Annotated in this window: 21 protein-coding genes; 9 read left to right on the forward strand and 12 right to left on the reverse strand. The window is 58.9% G+C overall.

What is annotated here, in order from left to right; translation table 11 throughout:
• Positions 1–134 precede the first annotated feature (134 nt).
• Complete coding sequence (locus tag AC2FNY_RS19110; protein ID WP_496803423.1) at positions 135–647, forward strand: hypothetical protein; 513 nt, start codon at positions 135–137, stop codon at positions 645–647.
• Positions 648–672: 25 nt separating this feature from the next.
• The gene (locus AC2FNY_RS19115; RefSeq protein ID WP_496803424.1) at positions 673–870 is read left to right on the forward strand and encodes a hypothetical protein; all 198 of its coding nucleotides are present in this window, start codon (positions 673–675) and stop codon (positions 868–870) included.
• A gap of 178 nt (positions 871–1,048) precedes the next feature.
• On the opposite strand, the gene AC2FNY_RS19120 is transcribed toward AC2FNY_RS19115, so the two are convergent.
• The 7 genes from AC2FNY_RS19120 to AC2FNY_RS19150 form a co-directional block, all read right to left on the reverse strand.
• Complete coding sequence (locus tag AC2FNY_RS19120; protein WP_496803464.1) at positions 1,049–1,342, reverse strand: DUF7947 five-stranded beta-barrel domain-containing protein; 294 nt, start codon at positions 1,340–1,342, stop codon at positions 1,049–1,051.
• A 158-nt stretch (positions 1,343–1,500) separates the two neighbouring features.
• Positions 1,501–1,905, reverse strand: coding sequence for a DUF7946 domain-containing protein (locus AC2FNY_RS19125; RefSeq protein ID WP_496803425.1), 405 nt, complete (start codon positions 1,903–1,905; stop codon positions 1,501–1,503).
• A 25-nt stretch (positions 1,906–1,930) separates the two neighbouring features.
• Positions 1,931–2,524: a hypothetical protein gene (locus tag AC2FNY_RS19130; RefSeq protein ID WP_496803426.1), complete on the reverse strand. Its 594-nt coding sequence runs from the start codon at positions 2,522–2,524 to the stop codon at positions 1,931–1,933.
• Positions 2,525–2,614: 90 nt separating this feature from the next.
• A complete protein-coding gene (tnpC, locus tag AC2FNY_RS19135; RefSeq protein WP_496803427.1) occupies positions 2,615–3,844 on the reverse strand; it encodes an IS66 family transposase in 1,230 nt (409 codons plus the stop codon).
• Between the two features lie 5 nt (positions 3,845–3,849).
• A complete protein-coding gene (locus AC2FNY_RS19140) occupies positions 3,850–4,356 on the reverse strand; it encodes a hypothetical protein (RefSeq protein WP_496803428.1) in 507 nt (168 codons plus the stop codon).
• A gap of 319 nt (positions 4,357–4,675) precedes the next feature.
• Positions 4,676–5,026, reverse strand: a complete 351-nt coding sequence (gene tnpB / locus AC2FNY_RS19145; RefSeq protein ID WP_496803429.1) for an IS66 family insertion sequence element accessory protein TnpB — start codon at positions 5,024–5,026, stop codon at positions 4,676–4,678.
• Positions 5,023–5,424 carry a hypothetical protein gene (locus AC2FNY_RS19150; RefSeq protein ID WP_496803430.1) on the reverse strand — a complete coding sequence of 134 codons (402 nt, stop codon included), beginning with the start codon at positions 5,422–5,424 and terminating at the stop codon, positions 5,023–5,025. Before AC2FNY_RS19150 ends, tnpB begins: the two co-directional genes overlap by 4 nt.
• A 64-nt stretch (positions 5,425–5,488) precedes the next feature.
• On the opposite strand from AC2FNY_RS19150, the gene AC2FNY_RS19155 reads away from it, so the two are divergent.
• On the forward strand, positions 5,489–5,770 hold the full coding sequence (locus AC2FNY_RS19155) for a hypothetical protein (protein ID WP_496803431.1): 282 nt from the start codon (positions 5,489–5,491) through the stop codon (positions 5,768–5,770).
• Positions 5,771–6,122: 352 nt separating this feature from the next.
• Here AC2FNY_RS19155 and AC2FNY_RS19160 read toward each other — a convergent pair whose 3' ends face one another.
• The 3 genes from AC2FNY_RS19160 to AC2FNY_RS19170 all read right to left on the reverse strand — a co-directional run bounded on the left by AC2FNY_RS19160 (position 6,123) and on the right by AC2FNY_RS19170 (position 9,983).
• Positions 6,123–7,784 carry an alkaline phosphatase family protein gene (locus AC2FNY_RS19160; RefSeq protein ID WP_496803432.1) on the reverse strand — a complete coding sequence of 554 codons (1,662 nt, stop codon included), beginning with the start codon at positions 7,782–7,784 and terminating at the stop codon, positions 6,123–6,125.
• Between the two features lie 112 nt (positions 7,785–7,896).
• A complete protein-coding gene (locus AC2FNY_RS19165) occupies positions 7,897–8,898 on the reverse strand; it encodes a DUF1214 domain-containing protein (protein WP_164130700.1) in 1,002 nt (333 codons plus the stop codon).
• Between the two features lie 17 nt (positions 8,899–8,915).
• Entirely contained in the window at positions 8,916–9,983 is a 1,068-nt protein-coding gene (locus AC2FNY_RS19170; protein ID WP_496803433.1) for a DUF1254 domain-containing protein, read from the reverse strand.
• A gap of 75 nt (positions 9,984–10,058) precedes the next feature.
• Between AC2FNY_RS19170 and AC2FNY_RS19175 the strand changes: the two genes are divergently transcribed.
• On the forward strand, positions 10,059–11,078 hold the full coding sequence (locus AC2FNY_RS19175; RefSeq protein WP_164130702.1) for an AraC family transcriptional regulator: 1,020 nt from the start codon (positions 10,059–10,061) through the stop codon (positions 11,076–11,078).
• Here AC2FNY_RS19175 and AC2FNY_RS19180 read toward each other — a convergent pair.
• Positions 11,061–11,753, reverse strand: coding sequence for a hypothetical protein (locus tag AC2FNY_RS19180; protein ID WP_496803434.1), 693 nt, complete (start codon positions 11,751–11,753; stop codon positions 11,061–11,063). The two genes, AC2FNY_RS19175 and AC2FNY_RS19180, sit on opposite strands and share 18 nt — an antisense overlap.
• 343 nt (positions 11,754–12,096) lie before the next feature.
• Between AC2FNY_RS19180 and AC2FNY_RS19185 the strand changes: the two genes are divergently transcribed.
• Positions 12,097–13,368 (forward strand): tyrosine-type recombinase/integrase, encoded by a 1,272-nt coding sequence (locus AC2FNY_RS19185; RefSeq protein WP_496803435.1) that lies wholly within the window; start codon positions 12,097–12,099, stop codon positions 13,366–13,368.
• A 3-nt stretch (positions 13,369–13,371) separates the two neighbouring features.
• On the opposite strand, the gene AC2FNY_RS19190 is transcribed toward AC2FNY_RS19185, so the two are convergent.
• The gene (locus tag AC2FNY_RS19190; protein ID WP_496803436.1) at positions 13,372–13,974 is read right to left on the reverse strand and encodes a hypothetical protein; all 603 of its coding nucleotides are present in this window, start codon (positions 13,972–13,974) and stop codon (positions 13,372–13,374) included.
• A gap of 627 nt (positions 13,975–14,601) precedes the next feature.
• Here AC2FNY_RS19190 and AC2FNY_RS19195 point away from each other — a divergent pair.
• The 4 genes from AC2FNY_RS19195 to AC2FNY_RS19210 are packed head-to-tail and all read left to right on the forward strand — an operon-like array spanning position 14,602 to position 16,485.
• A complete protein-coding gene (locus AC2FNY_RS19195; RefSeq protein ID WP_496803437.1) occupies positions 14,602–14,850 on the forward strand; it encodes a helix-turn-helix transcriptional regulator in 249 nt (82 codons plus the stop codon).
• Entirely contained in the window at positions 14,847–15,086 is a 240-nt protein-coding gene (locus AC2FNY_RS19200; protein ID WP_496803438.1) for a hypothetical protein, read from the forward strand. The genes AC2FNY_RS19195 and AC2FNY_RS19200 overlap by 4 nt, the downstream gene beginning before the upstream one ends.
• Entirely contained in the window at positions 15,083–15,478 is a 396-nt protein-coding gene (locus AC2FNY_RS19205; protein ID WP_496803439.1) for a VRR-NUC domain-containing protein, read from the forward strand. The genes AC2FNY_RS19200 and AC2FNY_RS19205 overlap by 4 nt, the downstream gene beginning before the upstream one ends.
• Complete coding sequence (locus AC2FNY_RS19210) at positions 15,475–16,485, forward strand: helix-turn-helix domain-containing protein (protein WP_496803440.1); 1,011 nt, start codon at positions 15,475–15,477, stop codon at positions 16,483–16,485. Before AC2FNY_RS19205 ends, AC2FNY_RS19210 begins: the two co-directional genes overlap by 4 nt.
• The last annotated feature ends 13 nt before the right edge of the window (positions 16,486–16,498 follow it).

Genomic DNA, 16,498 nt, shown 5'->3' on the forward strand with positions numbered 1-16,498 from the left:
TTCGATGTTCCGGATTTCTTGTCCATCTTCGCTCCATAATGGTTTTGATGAACCAGAAATCCTCCGTCGCTCAAACCCCTAAATCTGTCCGGTAGGTGCTGACGTCAGACACAGCACGCCTCAGGTCGCTATTGTTGTTCTACGATGAACTGCGAACAATAGTGCCGCACGTCGATCAATCTCACGTAGCCAATAGAGAACATGTTGCCGAACTCGTCGATGTTGGCTGCAAAATCGATTTCTTCGATCCATCATACCGCTACTCGGATTGGATTGACGATGGGGAAGCAGGCAAAGCTTTTGATCGGCTCGTTGCGCAATGCTCAAATAAGGCAACGAAAAAATGGAAATTTGACAAGATACGATTTGATGAGTGGGGTGTCGCTGATTGGGATCAGGAAGACGAAATCAATGAATTCGCTCGAAGTGGTTGGTCTATGATCGCCGCTCAGAAGATTCCGGAATCGAAGCTTGAAGAGTTGCGTCATAAGCGGGTCGCAATACCAATGCGGATGTACCGAAACCCGGAAACCGGACAGGTCGTTGAGGAAAACCCTGTCCTCATGTACCCGGAGATCGGCGATTTCATATTGGCTCGACTCGCGAGAGAAATTTCGCAGCAAGAACGGGTGGAGGAGCGAACTTGAGAAGGTTGACCGAGAGCTCGACAAGATGGTCGATGCCATTCTTCAGGGCTTCCCGCCGACGAAACTCAAAGACAAGGCCGAGAAGCTGGAGGCGAGGAAGGCGGAGTTGACCGAGCTTCTGGACAATGCCGACGAGCCGCCGCCGTTGCTGCACCCGAACATGGCACGGATGTATCAGGATCGGGTCGCGAAGCTCTGCGAGAACCGTAAGCGTTGCATCTAGCCCCCTATTTGAGGTCTATCGGCCACGCCTCCCCCATGTATGTTGGCGCTACGCGCCAATATGGCGGTTTCCAAACTGAACCCCACCTTGGCTGAGCGTAGTGACCTGCCAATGCTATCGGTACCTAGAAACTGATTAGCTGCAAATGTGTAAACAATCGCTCTCTTGCCTGATTTGGTTAGTCCAAAGGCGCGCGCTGGCAATCGGATAGGAGCAAACGCTTCACTTTTCCACTGGCTGAAGTAACTCTCCTTGCCCGCATGTCGATTTTACTGGGCGCACCAATATTGCTCCCGTGGAGCGACCAAGTGAGGTGCGCCAGATCGCCTGCGGGGAAATCACCATCTGGATGTATTGGGACCACCTTTTCAAATTGGTCTACAAACGCACGGCCATTTCTTGACAGTGCATTGTACCTAGTAACGTTTCCTCTCAGAACTTCCAACCCGACGGCTTCTTCCTGAGTATTCACCCAGTCTTTGGTTTCGGCGTCGAACTTTATCAACTCCTGCCTCGAGGTTCCAATCGAGATTGTACCGATGGTTCCATCGCCCCCAATCGGACGATGTCCGTCCTGCAAGCTTCCTTCTAGGGTCTCAGCCAGATGGTCCAAGTCGGCTGGAGGTTTTTTCAGAGTTGGCGGTTCCTTGCGTTCATAGAGATTTTTAGGTGCCGGGTTTCAGGTTCCGCATCGATTATACCAGTAGCTCTTTTAAATGCTGTTTTGATAAAGTCGTAAAAAGGTGCAGCTCCGAGCGCAACAGCAGCTCCTGTCGTGGCGGGGTTTGCCTCTATAAGCACCAACAAGTCGAAGATGAAGCTGCCTTGGCGAGCCGGTTTTATCACAATAGAAGCACCTTTCAGTGCGGTTGCTCGTGATACAACTTCACCCGTCATATAGGCATGGGTTGCGATGTGAATTGCGCGGGTGATCCCGTCCATAGACGTGACACCGTCGTATCCCGGAAGAGAGTTTTCATCTGCCAACCCACCTTCATACTTAATTTTCAATTTGTGCTGAGATTTTGGGATCAACCCTCTGCTCCACTTAGCTTTGTTGTCAGAGTTCTTTGACCAAAGTTCCGATGCTGTTGACGTCGGCCATGAGGATCAAGTTAGTGTTGTTTGTGATCTGCTTTTCCGAATACGTTCGGTTGGCGATGAGATCGGCAAAAAAGAACGAGCTGTTCGCCAAGCTACCGCTTGTGTAAGCTCTTCTCATAATATGGCATGCAACAGCACCGTACCTCTGAGTCAAAGGAGGCGTCTGAGTGGGCCAAAGACAATACGTTTGATGCACACCAGATTTAGACATCTGGAATAGCGGATCCACCGAGATTGCTATGCCCGCATTCGGGAATTTCAATTGCCTTGAGTTCTTCAATGACTCTAAAGTTGTGACTGCCCCAAACTTGGAATTGAAGCTTTCGAAGGCCGCCTTGTTGTGCTTTCGTTCGGTTGCGTTTGTTGGCCCATTGAGGATCGCTGCAGCCTCGGTTGAATTTCCAGAACAGTGCACCCGGACAGCATTTTGCAAAGGCTTATAGAAGTCGTACCCGCCGGGTCCTGTTAGCCGCTTTTGAATTTCTGAGATACGGCCACCCGTATCAAGCAAACAGATTTTAATAAATGTATTGAGAGAGAACGTGATCAAACGACACCCCTGCATTGAAAGCTGTGCCAGCGAACAGAGCTTCAATGTAAGGTAGATATCAGGTCGCTGTAACCCAGCGTTTTCGCCGATCTACCCGCCAATCAATAACTCTGAGGGAGCGTTCCAGGGCAGCAGCTTGTCGTAATCGCTGCGAGGCAATTTCGCCGCGATCTGGCCCAACATCCACTTCAGATAAGGTTCGACGTTCACCCCGTTAAGTTTGCAGGTCTCGACGATGGAGGCGAGAATAGCCCAAGTTTGTCCGCCCCTCTCACTGCCGACAAACAGGGCGTTTTTTCGCAGCAGGATGATTGGTTTGAACGTGCGCTCGACGGCGTTGGTATCGAGATCGATACGCCCATCGTCGACAAAACGCACCAAGTCGTCCCATAGCTTCAGTACATACTGGATCGCCTTCCCCATTTTGTTCTTCTTGAGATGGCGTTCGGAACATTCGATTAGAAAAGTCTTTAGGCGCTCCAATAGTGGAACTGAGAATTTCTGGCGATGCGCCCGTCGAACATGCGGTGGATGTCCCCGCACCTCCTTTTCAAACCGATACAGTTCAGTAATCATTTCTGTGATTGTTGCTGCGTCTTGCGTCTGGTTGAACTCATACTCGTCCGTGAAATTTCGTCGAGCGTGCGCCCAACACTTAACGCGGGTACTACCCTCTGACGATGTTCCTTTGTTTCCGACTTTCCCGTACCCCGGATACGCATCGGTTTGCATGATCGCTTCAACGCCGTGAAGGATTTCATGGATTTGGTGCATGGCTCGGGTGGGCCGGTGGTAGTAAAGAACGATAGGCGGGTCGACGCCGCCGAACGAACGATCATCTCGCAGCAGAGCGTACAGATATGTGGTGCGTGTCTTGCCCTTACCGGGTTGGAGTTGCGGTAGCGTGGTTTCGTCCATGAAGAGACGCGCGCCGGATTGCTTTAGCTCGGCCTCCATCAATTCAAACACAGACAATAGGGCTTCCGTGGCGACGCGGTTCAACCAATTCGTCAGAGTGCTTCGGTTCAGGTCAATACCTTGCGACTTGAGCATGCCTTGTTGGCGATACAAGGGCATCTGCCAGCCGTAGCGCATGGTTATTGTATGAGCCAGAAGAGCATTGGTGGCGCAAGTATGGGAGAAAAGCCGCGGCACAAAGGGCGTGCCCTTGATCTTCTCTTCTTTGAGGCAGCGGCATTTCGGGTATTTTCGAACTGCCACGTAGAATGTAGCTGGGACAACCTCCAGCGTTTCGCTGGTATCATGACTCAGAAAAGAACCACCACATCCACAACGGCACTTTGGGTCCGGCTCCCCCATATAGATCACTCGTCGTTCAAGGTGCTCTGGCCAAATTCGTTGGCCGCGACCACTACTGCTCTTTTTTGGGGGGGCTTTTTTGGGGGCTTGTTACCGGTCCCCAGATTGTTGCCGCTCCGCCGACCTGCCGATGGAATTGGTTGTTCCTCCGACGCGCTCTCACCCTCAAGCTCTTCTGGTGCTTTCCCTGTAGCCGGGTTGCGATCTGCATTCGGACCGAATTTCATTTTCTTCAGTTTGTCGCTCGTCCGTTTGTGCTCAGCGATCTCGTGGTCTTTTAGTCGGATGATGGCATCTTTCTTGAGTAGTTCCTCTTCGAGTTCGGCAATCTTGGCATTCTTGCGATCCCAAAGAGTATCGGCGCATTCGGCGAGGCGTACGCCTTCCGCCCCGGCAAAAGTTAAAATGTCAGCCTTCAGGCTTTCGAGCGTGTCGCACATGTTGCCGGACGCAGCGGACCGCTGCGCTCTCATAAATAGATGAGCGAACTTGATCGTTCGCCCTGTTTTCATGTTTCGGCGTTATCTTGAGTGCGGACTAAACCTATATCTTGCAACAAAAAAAGAAACGCGAAGGCAAAATATTCTCATTTTGATATGTGTAATCACAATGTTCAGAAAGTCGTGATTTCGGCTCACAAATGGTGCCTATTTTTTCATCACTTATGTTTTGACTTGTGCAGTCCGGGACAAATAGTACGAGTCACATCACCGTTTTTCCGGCGATTCTCTTCCCTAAGTTTGGGAAAGCAACGCGAATGGGCTTACAAATTTCGTGGATCAGCGGGTGGAGCAGAACCGACGTGCTCAGGCGCATCAATCAAGAAACCAGTCATCCCAATCTGGGATGATGGTATTGGGCGGTCTCGACACGCCGCCAGTCGAGGCCCTCGAACAAGGCTTCAAACTGGGCTTTGGTCATTGAGATGGTACCTTCAGTTAGCTTCGGCCAAACGAACCCCGCTCCCTCTATGCGCTTATAGACCAAAACCAGACCTGTCCCATCCCACATCAGTATCTTTATCTTGTCTCGCCCCTTCGACCTGAAGACAAAGAATGCTCCAGAAAGGGGGTCGAGGTCGAAGTTGCTGAGAACGTAATTGGCCAGCCCGTCCATCCCCTTTCGAAAATCGACAGGGGTGGTGGCGAGGTAAATCTTGTAGGTGTTGGACGGCGCAATCATTGGAGCTGCCCCGCGACCTGCACGAGTTTCACGAGATCGCCTTCGGAAATCCCCAGCGGAAACTCGATAGCGACACTCCCGCAGAGAATGCGTCCAAATCCTGTTTGGCTGCTACGGGTCGTTAAAGGCGGTTCGACTACTGGAGCGTCGCCCTCGACACTCAACGCAGCGAATGCCGGACCTTCCACTTGGATTTTTTCACCTCGACTGCGCCGGTCGGCAACCGACCACTTGCGGACGAGGCATTCATGAGCACCTATCTCTGCAGCCACATCACCGGCTGACTGACCTTCTTCCCGGATGCGTCGCGTGGCTTCCCATTTCAACTCGTTGGGCCAGATATTCTTTCCAGAAGGGGATTTTCGAATGGTGAAGCCCCAAACCTCATTCTCCGCCATGGTGGCCTCCAGTTTAGTTCCGGGGCCTAAATACCATTCGTTGCGCCAGTAGGGTTAGGGGGCAATGAGGGGGACAGATGCAACGCTTACCGAGAACCTGCAATCCGAGGAAGATCGAGGCGCCGCCGTCGATGTGCTTCGGTCACTGGTCGATGAGATTACCCTCGTGCCCGAGAACGGCGAACACTCCATCGTCCTTCGCGGCGACCTGGGGGCGATCCTGCGCTTCGCCGCCGGTAAACAAAACCCCGACTTCCTTTCGGAGGCCGAGGCTTTGGACAATCTGCTTTCGCAGAAATCGTTGGTTGCGGGAGTAGGATTTGAACCTACGACCTTCAGGTTATGAGCCGAAACCTTCGAATTCTATCATTCCAATAGTTTCAATAACTTAGCGCTCAAGTCTTTGAAATGACGCATCCTTTGATCTGCTCCTAGCCGTTTTCGCCGTTTTTCGTCGGAGCAAATCGTTCTCTAAACCGCACCCACGGGTTGACCAGACGTTGACAAGAGTACGGACGCCAAGCTCGCGACTACGATCGCGTGCATCATAGAAAGCACGTATGCTGCCGAACCAATATCGACACAGACGGCGGGAAGCGGTCCTTTTCTGCTACCGCGAACCCGTCAGGCGGTGAAGCTGGAAGCCGACATTCAATCCGACCCAATCACTGTCTCCGCTTTGCATCGCCGCGGGGCGCCTAATGTCCGATGACTTCCTCCAGCACCTCTCCTGCGGCGCCGTCGGGTGGGCGCGTGTCTGCGACCACGGAGAGCGTCAGGGCCACGTCGACCGTGTGCACCCGGCGCGAGACCCGTTGCGGCGCGAGGCCGAAACCGGCAAAGGCGATGGGCACATGGGTGTCATAGCGCCAGGGCGAGCCGTGGGTGACCGTGACCGAAAGACCGTCGAAATCGTTGATGAACCAGCCGGGACTGGTCACCAGATAGATGTCGCCCGACCGGTCGGGATTGTAGTTGTTGGCCACCGCCCGCATCAGCGCATTGTCCGGCAGGGCACCGATGCGAATGCGGGACGACGGCACGGCGAAGGCGATACCTTCGAAGGCTGACAGTTCTTCGGCGATGGCGGTTTCCAGCGCGACAAGGTCGATGTCGTCGCGACTGTGCACCTCGTCCGAGAGGGTGAGGTAGGGGTGGTCATAGCCCGCAATCAGCGGACCGCTAAGGCCAAAGCGCGCGCGGATACGATCGGCGGCGGGCTGGGTCGCCCAGTGCTCGGGGTTGACGTAGCCGCCCATCTCTCCCAACTCGGCCAGGTATCCCGGTGCCTCGGGTGTGCCGTGATCGGCGGAGAGGGCGATCAGGGTGTTCTCAAGCCCGATTTCGGCGTCGATGAACGCAAAGAGATCGGCCAGGGTACGGTCGAGCCGCAGCAGGTTATCCTCGGCCTCGAGGCTGGAGGGGCCGAAACCGTGGCCGACATAATCGGTCGCCGAGAAGCTGACCGATAGGTAATCGGTGACATCATCCTGACCCAGGCCCTCGGCGATGATCAGCGTCTTGGCAAAATCGGCGGTGATATCATCCCCGGCGGGGCTGAAGGTGAGGAGCGTGGGTAAATAGGGATCGTTCTTCCAGGACAGCGGATCGACGGTGGAATAGGGGTGCGGGAAGGTGCGCCCGAAACCGGCAAGGTCGGTTTCCCATTCCTGATCGTCGCGGTCTCCGAAAAGGTAGCTGTCGATGGGATGGATCAGCTCCCACGCGGTGCCGAGATAGTTTTGCACAAAATCCTTGGCGTTCCAATCGGTCACCCAGTCAGGGTAGCTGTCGTAGTAATAGCTGGAGGTGACGAATTCCCCGGCGGATTTGGAAAACCAGAACGCCTTGCCGGTGTGACCCGCCATCGAGACGGCGCCACGATCCTTGACCGAGACGCCAAAGACCTTGGCGCGGCCCTGGGTGGCGATGGTCAGTTCATCGGAAAAGGCGGTGGTCAGGATGGCGCGGGGTGAGCGGCCATCTGAACTGGCGGCAAGCTGGGTGGGGTCGACCTCGGTCTCGGGGTTCACGTCAGCGCCCCGGGTGAGGAGTGGATAGTCGGCGTCCTCGACATTGTAGACGGTGCGCCCGGTCGCGCGGTCGAACCAGAGGTTGCCGACCATGCCATGGGCCGCCGGATGCGCGCCGGTGGCCAGCGTGGTGTGGCCGACGACGGTTTCGGTATTGGCGTGGGCGTGGTGGGCGTTGCCATAGTAGACGCCCTGATCCATCAGATAGCGGAATCCGCCCGGCCCGAATTGGTCGTAGTGGCGGAACGGCAGGTCGCCGCGCAGTTGGTCGACGGTGATCTGGAGGATGAGGCGCGGCTTGTCCTCGGCTATTGCGGAGTTCGCCAAGGAAAACGCCAGGAAGACGGCGCAACTGGCCGTTTGGACAGGTGGCTTTGTCACCATCGAAGGCTCTTTCCTCTTGCCGGTCGGCCCGCGCGGTGCGCGGGCCGTGGCGTCATCAGTTTACGGGCAGGACATCCGGGAAGGTCCAGCTGCCGTCGAGGATTTCGGCACGCGGCTGGTAGAGCCGGACCGTGTAGTTCCAGCCCGGTGTGAGGGGGATGCAGTTGATCCGGCCGTCATCGCAGCCGCCGAAATGGATGGTGTAGGAGCCGTCCTCATTCGGGGTGGCCGAGGTGTTGTTGTAGCTGTTCCGTCCCAGATCGTTCGGCGCGAGGAAGCCGTCGGCGTCGTAGACGGTGATCGACCAAAACGCGTCCACCGGCACGTCTTGCAGCGTTACGGCGTGGGGGGTCTCGCCGTCATTCTTGTCGACGGCGTCGACGAAAGCACTGGCTGTCGTGGCCGGTTGCCCCGCCCAGCCCGCCATCCCGATCAGATGGCCAAGCGGGTCCACCTCGTCGCGACGGCCGAAGGCGATGCTGGCATCGAGGCCGACGGCAGCGGCGAGGTCGCTGATCGCCTTACGCGCTGCTGCAAGGTTTTCAAGGTCCCAGTCCGGCGCCTCGAAGGGGCCAGTTCCGCCGCCTTCGAGGCGTATTCCGTCCTGTACCGCATGAGCGCGCGCGGCATCGTCGGGATCGCCGGCGTCAACAAAGGTGCGGAACAGGAGCATCGCGAAACGGGTTCCGACCTCGTCCTCGGTCAGTTCATAGGCACCGGGTTCGGCATAGGCGAAGTTGTAATGGTCCTGGCTGATCACCAGCACCGACTGGAATCGCCCGTCACCCTCGGGCAGCGTCACCGTCACCGGCTCGGACAGGTCGATGATGGCGGCCGAATACAAGGTGTCCTGGTTGGGTCGGATGATCGGCTGCGGTTTGTCAGCGGAGGTTACTTCGCGCTCATGGGCGATCTCGCCGACGCCAGTTCCGTTGTTCTTCATGGAGAGCCGGAACATCGTGTCGCTCTCGGCGCGCATGAGGTTCTGGATCGTGATGTCCTCGGCAAAGACGGGCGCGGATGCCAAGAGCGCAACGGCAAGAAGGAGATTTCGCATGTTCTCTGTCCTTTCTGTCAATTCGCGGGTTCGACGCCGGGGAAGACCCAGCTTCCATCCAGCACCTCCGGCGCTGCTCGATAGAGCCGCACGGTGTATTGCCACCCCTCGACGAGCGGCAGGCAATTCACGCGCCCGTCCTCGCAGCCGCCCAGGTGCACGGTCATGGAACCGTCCGAATTGCGCGTTCCGCTGACGGAATTGACGACATAGGCGCCCATCGCGTTCGGCGCGAAATAGCGGTTCGCATCATAGAGGCTGACCGACCAGAAATCCTTGACCGGAACCTCGGCAGGCACTTCGATCTTGTATTTCCCGACCGGCAGGTTCGGCGAGATCCCGAGATAAAGTGCCTCATCCTCGGGCAATCCGCCCCAGCCCCCGGCCGTCCCGATGAAATGCCGCACCGGATCGACATCTTCCTTCTTGCCGAACATGTGGAAACTGTTCGGCAGGTAGGCGCCGACACCGACGGCGGCCTTAACAAGCCCCATGTAGCTCTCCTGGTCATAGGGCGGGACGATGAAGGGCTCGGACGAAGCGGCCTCGATCGACATCTGGTCCTGGATCGCATGGACGGCGGCCAGGTCCGCGGGGTCGGTCGCATCCAGCAGCACGCGCAGGTAGACGGCGACATAGGGCGTGTGGAACGTGTCCATGTCGAGCGTATAGGTGCCGCCGCCGTGGAAGACCTTGTTAAGGTAGTGATCCTGGTTGATGACCATCGCCGACATGTAGCGGTCGCCGACATCGGGAAGAGTGAAGGTGGCGCCCTCGCTGATATCGATGATCGCTGTGCTGTAGAGCGTATCCCGGTTCGCGCTGATGGTCGTCTGATTGTCGACGGGCATCATATCGCGGAAGTGGTAGAACTTGTTCACCCCTCTGGCGAGGGCAACATATTTGCCGAACTCGATGTCTGTCGCGGCACGGATAAAGTTGTCGACGACAACCGGGATTTCCCTGCTGTCGGCAAGTTGGTCCATTGTGGCGTCGAAGTTCTGGGCGTGAGCGGGACCAGAGATGATCGCGGCCAGGAATGTCAGAAACACAAATGTGCGGTTTGCCAATTGTTTACCTTTCATGAGTCGCCTCTCAAGCCTTCGTTTCCCTGGCGTTTTATCATAGTGCCACCGGTCATTTTGTGACAAAGAGACGCCATGAGACAGAAGTTGGTCAACATCATCGAACTGGCGCACGTCGTGGACATTCTCGACAGCTTCGTCCCGAAACACGTCGTCGAGAGTGCGCTTCGGACGGCCGGTCTCGACCGTAAGATGCTGTCAGAAGGAACCGGGTTTGTTTCCTACGCCGCTGAGGCCGTCATTCTGGAGTCCGTCGCCCGCGCGATAGGCGACCGCCATCTGGGTGCCAGGGTTGGCCAGGCCTTCGACTACTTGGCCTACGGAGCCTATGCGAACTATGTGCTGGGCGCACCCGATCTGGGATCTGCGCTCGATCGCGGCCGCCGCGCGTTGTCGCTGACGCATCCTGGCTCTGAAATCGTCTTCCGACAGACTGACACGCACGTTGTTGTCGGACGAGACTCGAAGGGCATGTCGGTCGTCGGCCACCGGCATCTCGACGAAGGGGCGCTGTTCGTTATCTCCAAAGTGGTCAGGTATTTCCTCGGGGCGGACTGGCGGCCCGATTGGTTCGAGCTTCCCGATGGGAGTAGCGACGACACCTTGATGCTGGCGGATATTCTCGGCGCACCTGTGAGGACTGGCGTCCAATCTCCGTCTGTCGCGATTCGGCTCAGCGACCTTGCCACGCGAAACCCGCAAACCATGCAAATGCAAAAGACTATTCCATTGGAGGAACTCGGAGCGCTCATGGGCGTTGAGCCGGTTCAGTCCATGAAAGGCATGGTTCTGCAAATCATGCGCGCTCATTTTCCGACAAATGTGCCGTCCGAGCGCAGCGTTGCGGCCCATATTGGGATCGGATCCAGGTCACTTCAGAGGGCTCTTCGCGCGGAAGGGACGGCATACAGGAAAATCCGAAGCAAGTTTATCGAGGAACAGGCGCGCGAAATGCTTCAGAAATCGGACATTCCGGTCGAACGGATCGCCGAAATGCTGGGATACAAAGAGCCGAAAAGCTTTCGCCGTGCGTTCAGGGAGTGGACCGGTTCGTCGCCAAAGAGCTTCCGGGGAAACCTAAGCGCAAACACTTGAGCCGTTGCCGCTGATCACATTCGCAGAAACACGACGGATTTTCTGGAAACCCAAGGTGTCCCGAAGTCTGCCAAAAAAGAAAATTCCGAATTTCCCAGACCTGCGCGTCGTCCGCTCTGCCGGTCTTTGCCGTTCCTGAGATTGTGCGGCTGCGGCGAATGGCAGGTCCGGTGACGCCGCATTGCGGAGACTGCAAACGGGGAGAGGGTCCGCAAAGGGCCGTTCGAGCCATAACCGTCCCTTCGGCGTCACATCCTTCATCTCTTTCTGCAACAGCAGCGCCACCTGTTCAGCGGTGAACTTGTACCCCTGCCCGTCGGGGATGCGCTCCGCAGAGATCGGATACTTCGGCCTGCGTGGATCGATTCCCGTGATCCTGAAGGTGTCGCGGCCGGTGCTGAACTGTCGGCCAAAGTCGGCCGGCGACAGCCCAAAGGCTTCAGCGAGGGCTTCAAATCGCAGCCTTTCGGGATCGAGCGCGCTCCCATCTGGGAGCGGAATGGAGACACGGAACCCTAGATCGAAACCCCAGCGCAGATCGACGCTCGAGATCTCTTTGGCTTCGACCACCAAGCCGTTGCGCGCGGCCACATCCTGGCAGGCTTTCAGCATCTCGTCCTGAAGCCGCTGGCAGAGGCCGGGTGTCAGGTTTCGGGGTGGCTTGGAGTTCGGCACGGTGCTGAGTTCCGGAAGGCAGGGACAGACTGGTTATGCCGAAAGTGGTAATGCATCTGCCGTACGTCATCAAACCCACCAGATGACTTTGCACCGGATCTGTCGCTGCGACCTGCAGTCGATACCGGAATTGCCAGGCTCAACCTTGATCTGAGATCATCGATCCCGTTTCACAATCACGGGACGCGCTGGGCGCAATCTTCCGACCTCTTGATCCGATTGACCGGAACGCCCCTCCCCGTCCCAATTCCTCCTTCCGCCTGTATTCCGGTCCCTGCCTTGTGATCGGACTTGATCGTGGCGCGGGTCTACGCCTGTGTCGGGTGACAAGGAGGTGAGTTGCATGGTCAAAAGGCTGAAACTGAATGAGAAAACCCTGCGCGAGGCCGAGCCGAGGCCAGGTGCCAGCTATCAGATCTTCGACACCGAGGTGATCGGTTTCGCGGCCCGGGTCCAGGCCTCGGGCGCGCGCACCTTCACCATCGACTATCGCCACGCCGGTCGGCAGCGCCGGATGACGATCGGCCGCTGGCCCGAATGGAGCGTGACGGCCGCGCGCGAGCGGGCCAAGGAGCTGCGCCGCGCAATCGACGAGGGGCAGGATCCTTTGTCGGCGCGGGAAGACCTCCGCGGCGCCCCGCGCGTCACGGACATGATCGACCGCTACATCGCCGAGCACCTGCCGAAGCTGTCCAAGACCAACGCGGGCGACCAGGTCTCGATGCTGAAGAAGATGGTCGAACCTGCCTGGGGCACCAAGCTCGTGACGGAGATCACCAAGTCCGAGGTCGCGCGGTTCCTCGATATCGTGGCAGAGGGCCGTCCCCGCCCCTGCAAGCAGAAACCCAACAACCGGGCCCGCAAGCTGCAAGGCCACAAGCCCACCCCGATCCGTGCCAACCGGATGGGCGAAGTGCTGCGCAAGATGTTCACACTGGCCATGGAATGGGAGTGGCGGCAGGATAATCCGGCCCAAGGTTTTCACCGACGCATCGAGCATGCCCGTGAACGCTTCCTCTCCCCCGAGGAGCTGATCCGTCTGGCAACCGTGCTCGACAACGCCGAGGATCAGCGCGCAGCCGCGATCATCCGCATCTGCATGCTGACCGGCGCCCGGGTCGGCGAGGTGCGGACAGCGCGGTTCGAACAGTTCAACCTAGACTACGCCATCTGGTCGAAACCGGCCTCGACCACGAAACAGCGCAAGATCCATCGTGTGCCGGTCTCGCAGGAAGTGGTGGCTATCGTGCGCCAGCGCCAGCTTGTCGTGCCGCGTGGCAATCCCTGGCTCTTTCCCGGCGACACTGTCGGTCAGCCGGTGCGGGAAATCCGCCGGTTCTGGGCGAGGGTCCAGAAAGATGCCGGGCTGGCCGACGTCCGCATCCACGACCTGCGCCATACCTTCGCCTCGCTGCTGGTCAGCGGTGGCTCCTCTTTGGAAATGATCGGCAAGCTGCTGGGTCACAGCCAGATGCAGACGACCCAGCGCTATGCGCATCTGATGGATTCCCCATTGCGCGCAGGGGTTGATACGGTGGCCAGCCTCCTGCGCCCGCGGCCGCGTCTCGTGCACGACGCCGCGCTGGGCGAGGCCGATCTCCCGAAATCGGCCTGACCGTCAGGCCGGCTCCTCACCCCGCAGCCGGTGCCAGAGTGAGGTCAGGCGCTTGCGGATGGTGCTTTCATCCGGCACCTCGCCCGACTTCGAGTTCTGCACAAACCAGTCCTGCACCAGAACGACCAGCGCGGTCTTTGTGTCGGGAATGCCTTTCTCGTAGAGAAACCAGGTCAGCCAGGCATACATCGCATCCCAGTCATAGCGCGGACTGGCTCCGGTGCTCACGGCCGGACGACGTAAAAGGTCACGCTCTTCTTCGAACTGCTGCAATGTCCCGGCATCGACCAGAAGGTCTGAGGACCGGACCAGTACACCATCGGCGGGGTCCGTGACCCTGATCCAGGTCTTGGAGGCCAGCGGCATCACCCGCCTGAGCCGGGCCTGCTCGTCGCTGGGACCGATCCTCCGGAACATCGGCATCAGTTCTGCGATCGGCACTGCAACCAGTCCGGCGATTGTGTCCCCGCCGCAAGTGACCGGAGGGATGCCCGCCAGAACCTGTAAATGCCCCGCCGCCGCCCAGCCCGCGACATCGGCCGGATGGCACCCCCAGCGAAACGCGATCTCATAAATGGAATAGAAGGCAATGGGCGGTAGGGGCATGCGGAAACTCCATTTGGGCATGCGGCATCCCGCGGCCCGAGCCGTCGGCATGCAGATTACAAAACCCGCTGTGACAGGCACGCGGGCGGAAATGAGGTGCAGAGCTGGTGTTCGAGAATACCCGGCGCCAAAACCAGAGCTGCCCCCAATGGGAGTGCAAGCTGCTGGCATTGTTCGTGTTTTTGATTCTGTTCGACTGCTCGCCGGGACGCTACGCAACTTCAGGATGCGTCTCAAGACTGCAGGTGGTAGCGTTCCGCGCGGTCAACTCCAGCGCGGTGCCACGCTGCCGAATGCCGGCGGAACACGACCGGAATAACCCTTTCCGGCAATTCCGGTCCCTTTAAATCCCGCCAATCCGACTGAATACCGGCCAATCGGCCCAACTTTGATCAGTCGACACCCTTCGCGCCAGTATCGACGCTCTGAAACGACCCAGCCTGGCGCCGATATTCGAGGTGACCTTTCTCGTCCACCCATGCCCCGCACCACGAAACCCCAATGAAACATGGGGCGGAATTGGGGTGCGGTGTTCAATTCCACCTTCCGCCTGTCTTCCGCCCCCAAGGCTCTGCTTCGCTGGCCCCGCGCCCCGAGTATCGGGGCGGATGTTGAACGGAGCAGATCATGAACGACCCCCTTCCGGATGCCTCAGAGGACATCCCGGACCTTCTGGCTGACTGGATCAGTCGCGAGCAGCTGGCCTACGCGCTCAGCCTCACCACGGATACGCTTTCCCGGTGGGAGGCACGTCGCAAGGGGCCGCCCTGCACCCGCATAGGCAGAAAGGTGTTCTATCGCCGCACCGCCGTGCAGGACTGGATCCGGGCACAGGAACAGGCGCATCCGGTCCACAAACCTCGGGGGCGGGCATGACAGCCCAGCCCCACAGTTCCGACTGGCCCGCCGAGCGCCTCGCCGAGGCCCGCGCCGTCCTCGCCGATGTCGCGCATCATTCCGACCCCCTGATCCGGCTGGCCTGCGGCGTGCTGATCCGGCACGGCGAGACCGCGGACGAGCGGGCGGCCGCGCAGCGGCTCCTTGTGGTCGTTGACGCGCGCCGACCGGTTCAGCGCGCCCAGCGCGAGGATGCCGGGAGGAGTGGGTCATGAAGCGGCGTGGCACACCTGAGGCCGATCTTCAGCGGGCCGTTGTGCAGGCACTGCGCTTCGCCCTGCCCCGATCTGCCATCATCCATCACTGCGCCAACGAGGTGACCGAGTCCGGCCCCCGCGGAGCGCGGCGCCAGGCGATCCTCGTCGGCATGGGTGTCCATGCCGGCTTTGCCGATCTGATGGTGCTCTGCGAGGGACGGGTGCTGTTTCTGGAACTGAAGTCGGTCAAGGGCAGGCTCAGCCCGGCGCAGGTGGCGTTCCGGGATGCGGTACTGGCGCACGGCTTTGGCTGGGCGCTGGTCCGCAGCCTTGACGATGCGCTGGGCGCGCTGGCCGATCATGGGTTTACCACCCGCATAGCAGCACCTGTGGGAAGGCCCGCACTATGAGCCACGAGGCGACCAACTGGGCAATCCGGCAACGTGGGCTGAAACCCACCACCAAGATCGTGCTCTGGCATCTCTGCGACCGGTTCAATCCGGATTATGGGTGTTTCCCGTCTCAGGCCCGGCTGGCGCATGACTGCGAGATCAGCCGCTCCACCCTGAACGATCATCTCGACCGGCTCGAGGCCGCCGGGCTGTTGCGCCGTGTGCCGCGGATCGACCCGGCGACAAAGCGCCAGCTGCCCACCCGCTACATTCTGGGCTTTGAGCCGGGCTTTACGCCGTCGGATGGGACCCCGCGTCCGAAAACCGGACACGGTGAAAAGAACCCCGCCGAGGTCATGGGCGATGCATCTTGCATGCCATGGGATGAGAACCTCACCACCCTGCCGTGTCCGGATTTCGGACATGGGATTGAGGCAAAAGCCGTGTCCGGATTTTCGACAAAGCCGTGTCCGGAAAATCGGGAATCCCGTGTCCGAAATCCGGACACTAACCTTGTAAGAGAACCACTAAGTAAACCAGTAAAGGAGGAGGAGGGCGCGCAAGCGCGCGCGGAGATCTCTGATCAGTTTTTTTGGGAGCTGCTCCAGGCGCTGGGCCTCGACCCTGCCGCCCTGCCCGGCTGGTGGCAGGGCTGGCCGCCCCGGCGACACGTCCAGCGCTGGCGCGACGCGTTGGGCCTCACAGAGGCCGAGATCATCGCCACGGCCCAGGCCACCCGCCAGGACCACCCCGAACCGCCCGATGGGCCGAAGGCGCTCGACCGCACCATGCAGCGCGCCGCCCAGCGCAAGGGAGATGATGCCGGACGGAAACGCCGGAAAGGCAAAACCGGAATGTCAGCACCAGCGGCAACGCCCAGCGCCGATGTGCCAGCCTTCTATGCCGCCTGGGTGAACTCCGACAGCCACCTGCCGGCCTGCGCCATCAGCAACACCATGCGCAACGCGATACTGGCCCGTGGGCTCGTGACCTCGGACCGGATGCGGGAACGCGGGGTGCTTTGAATGACAAACATCG

The organism is Ruegeria sp. BHSC223, assembly GCF_059613025.1.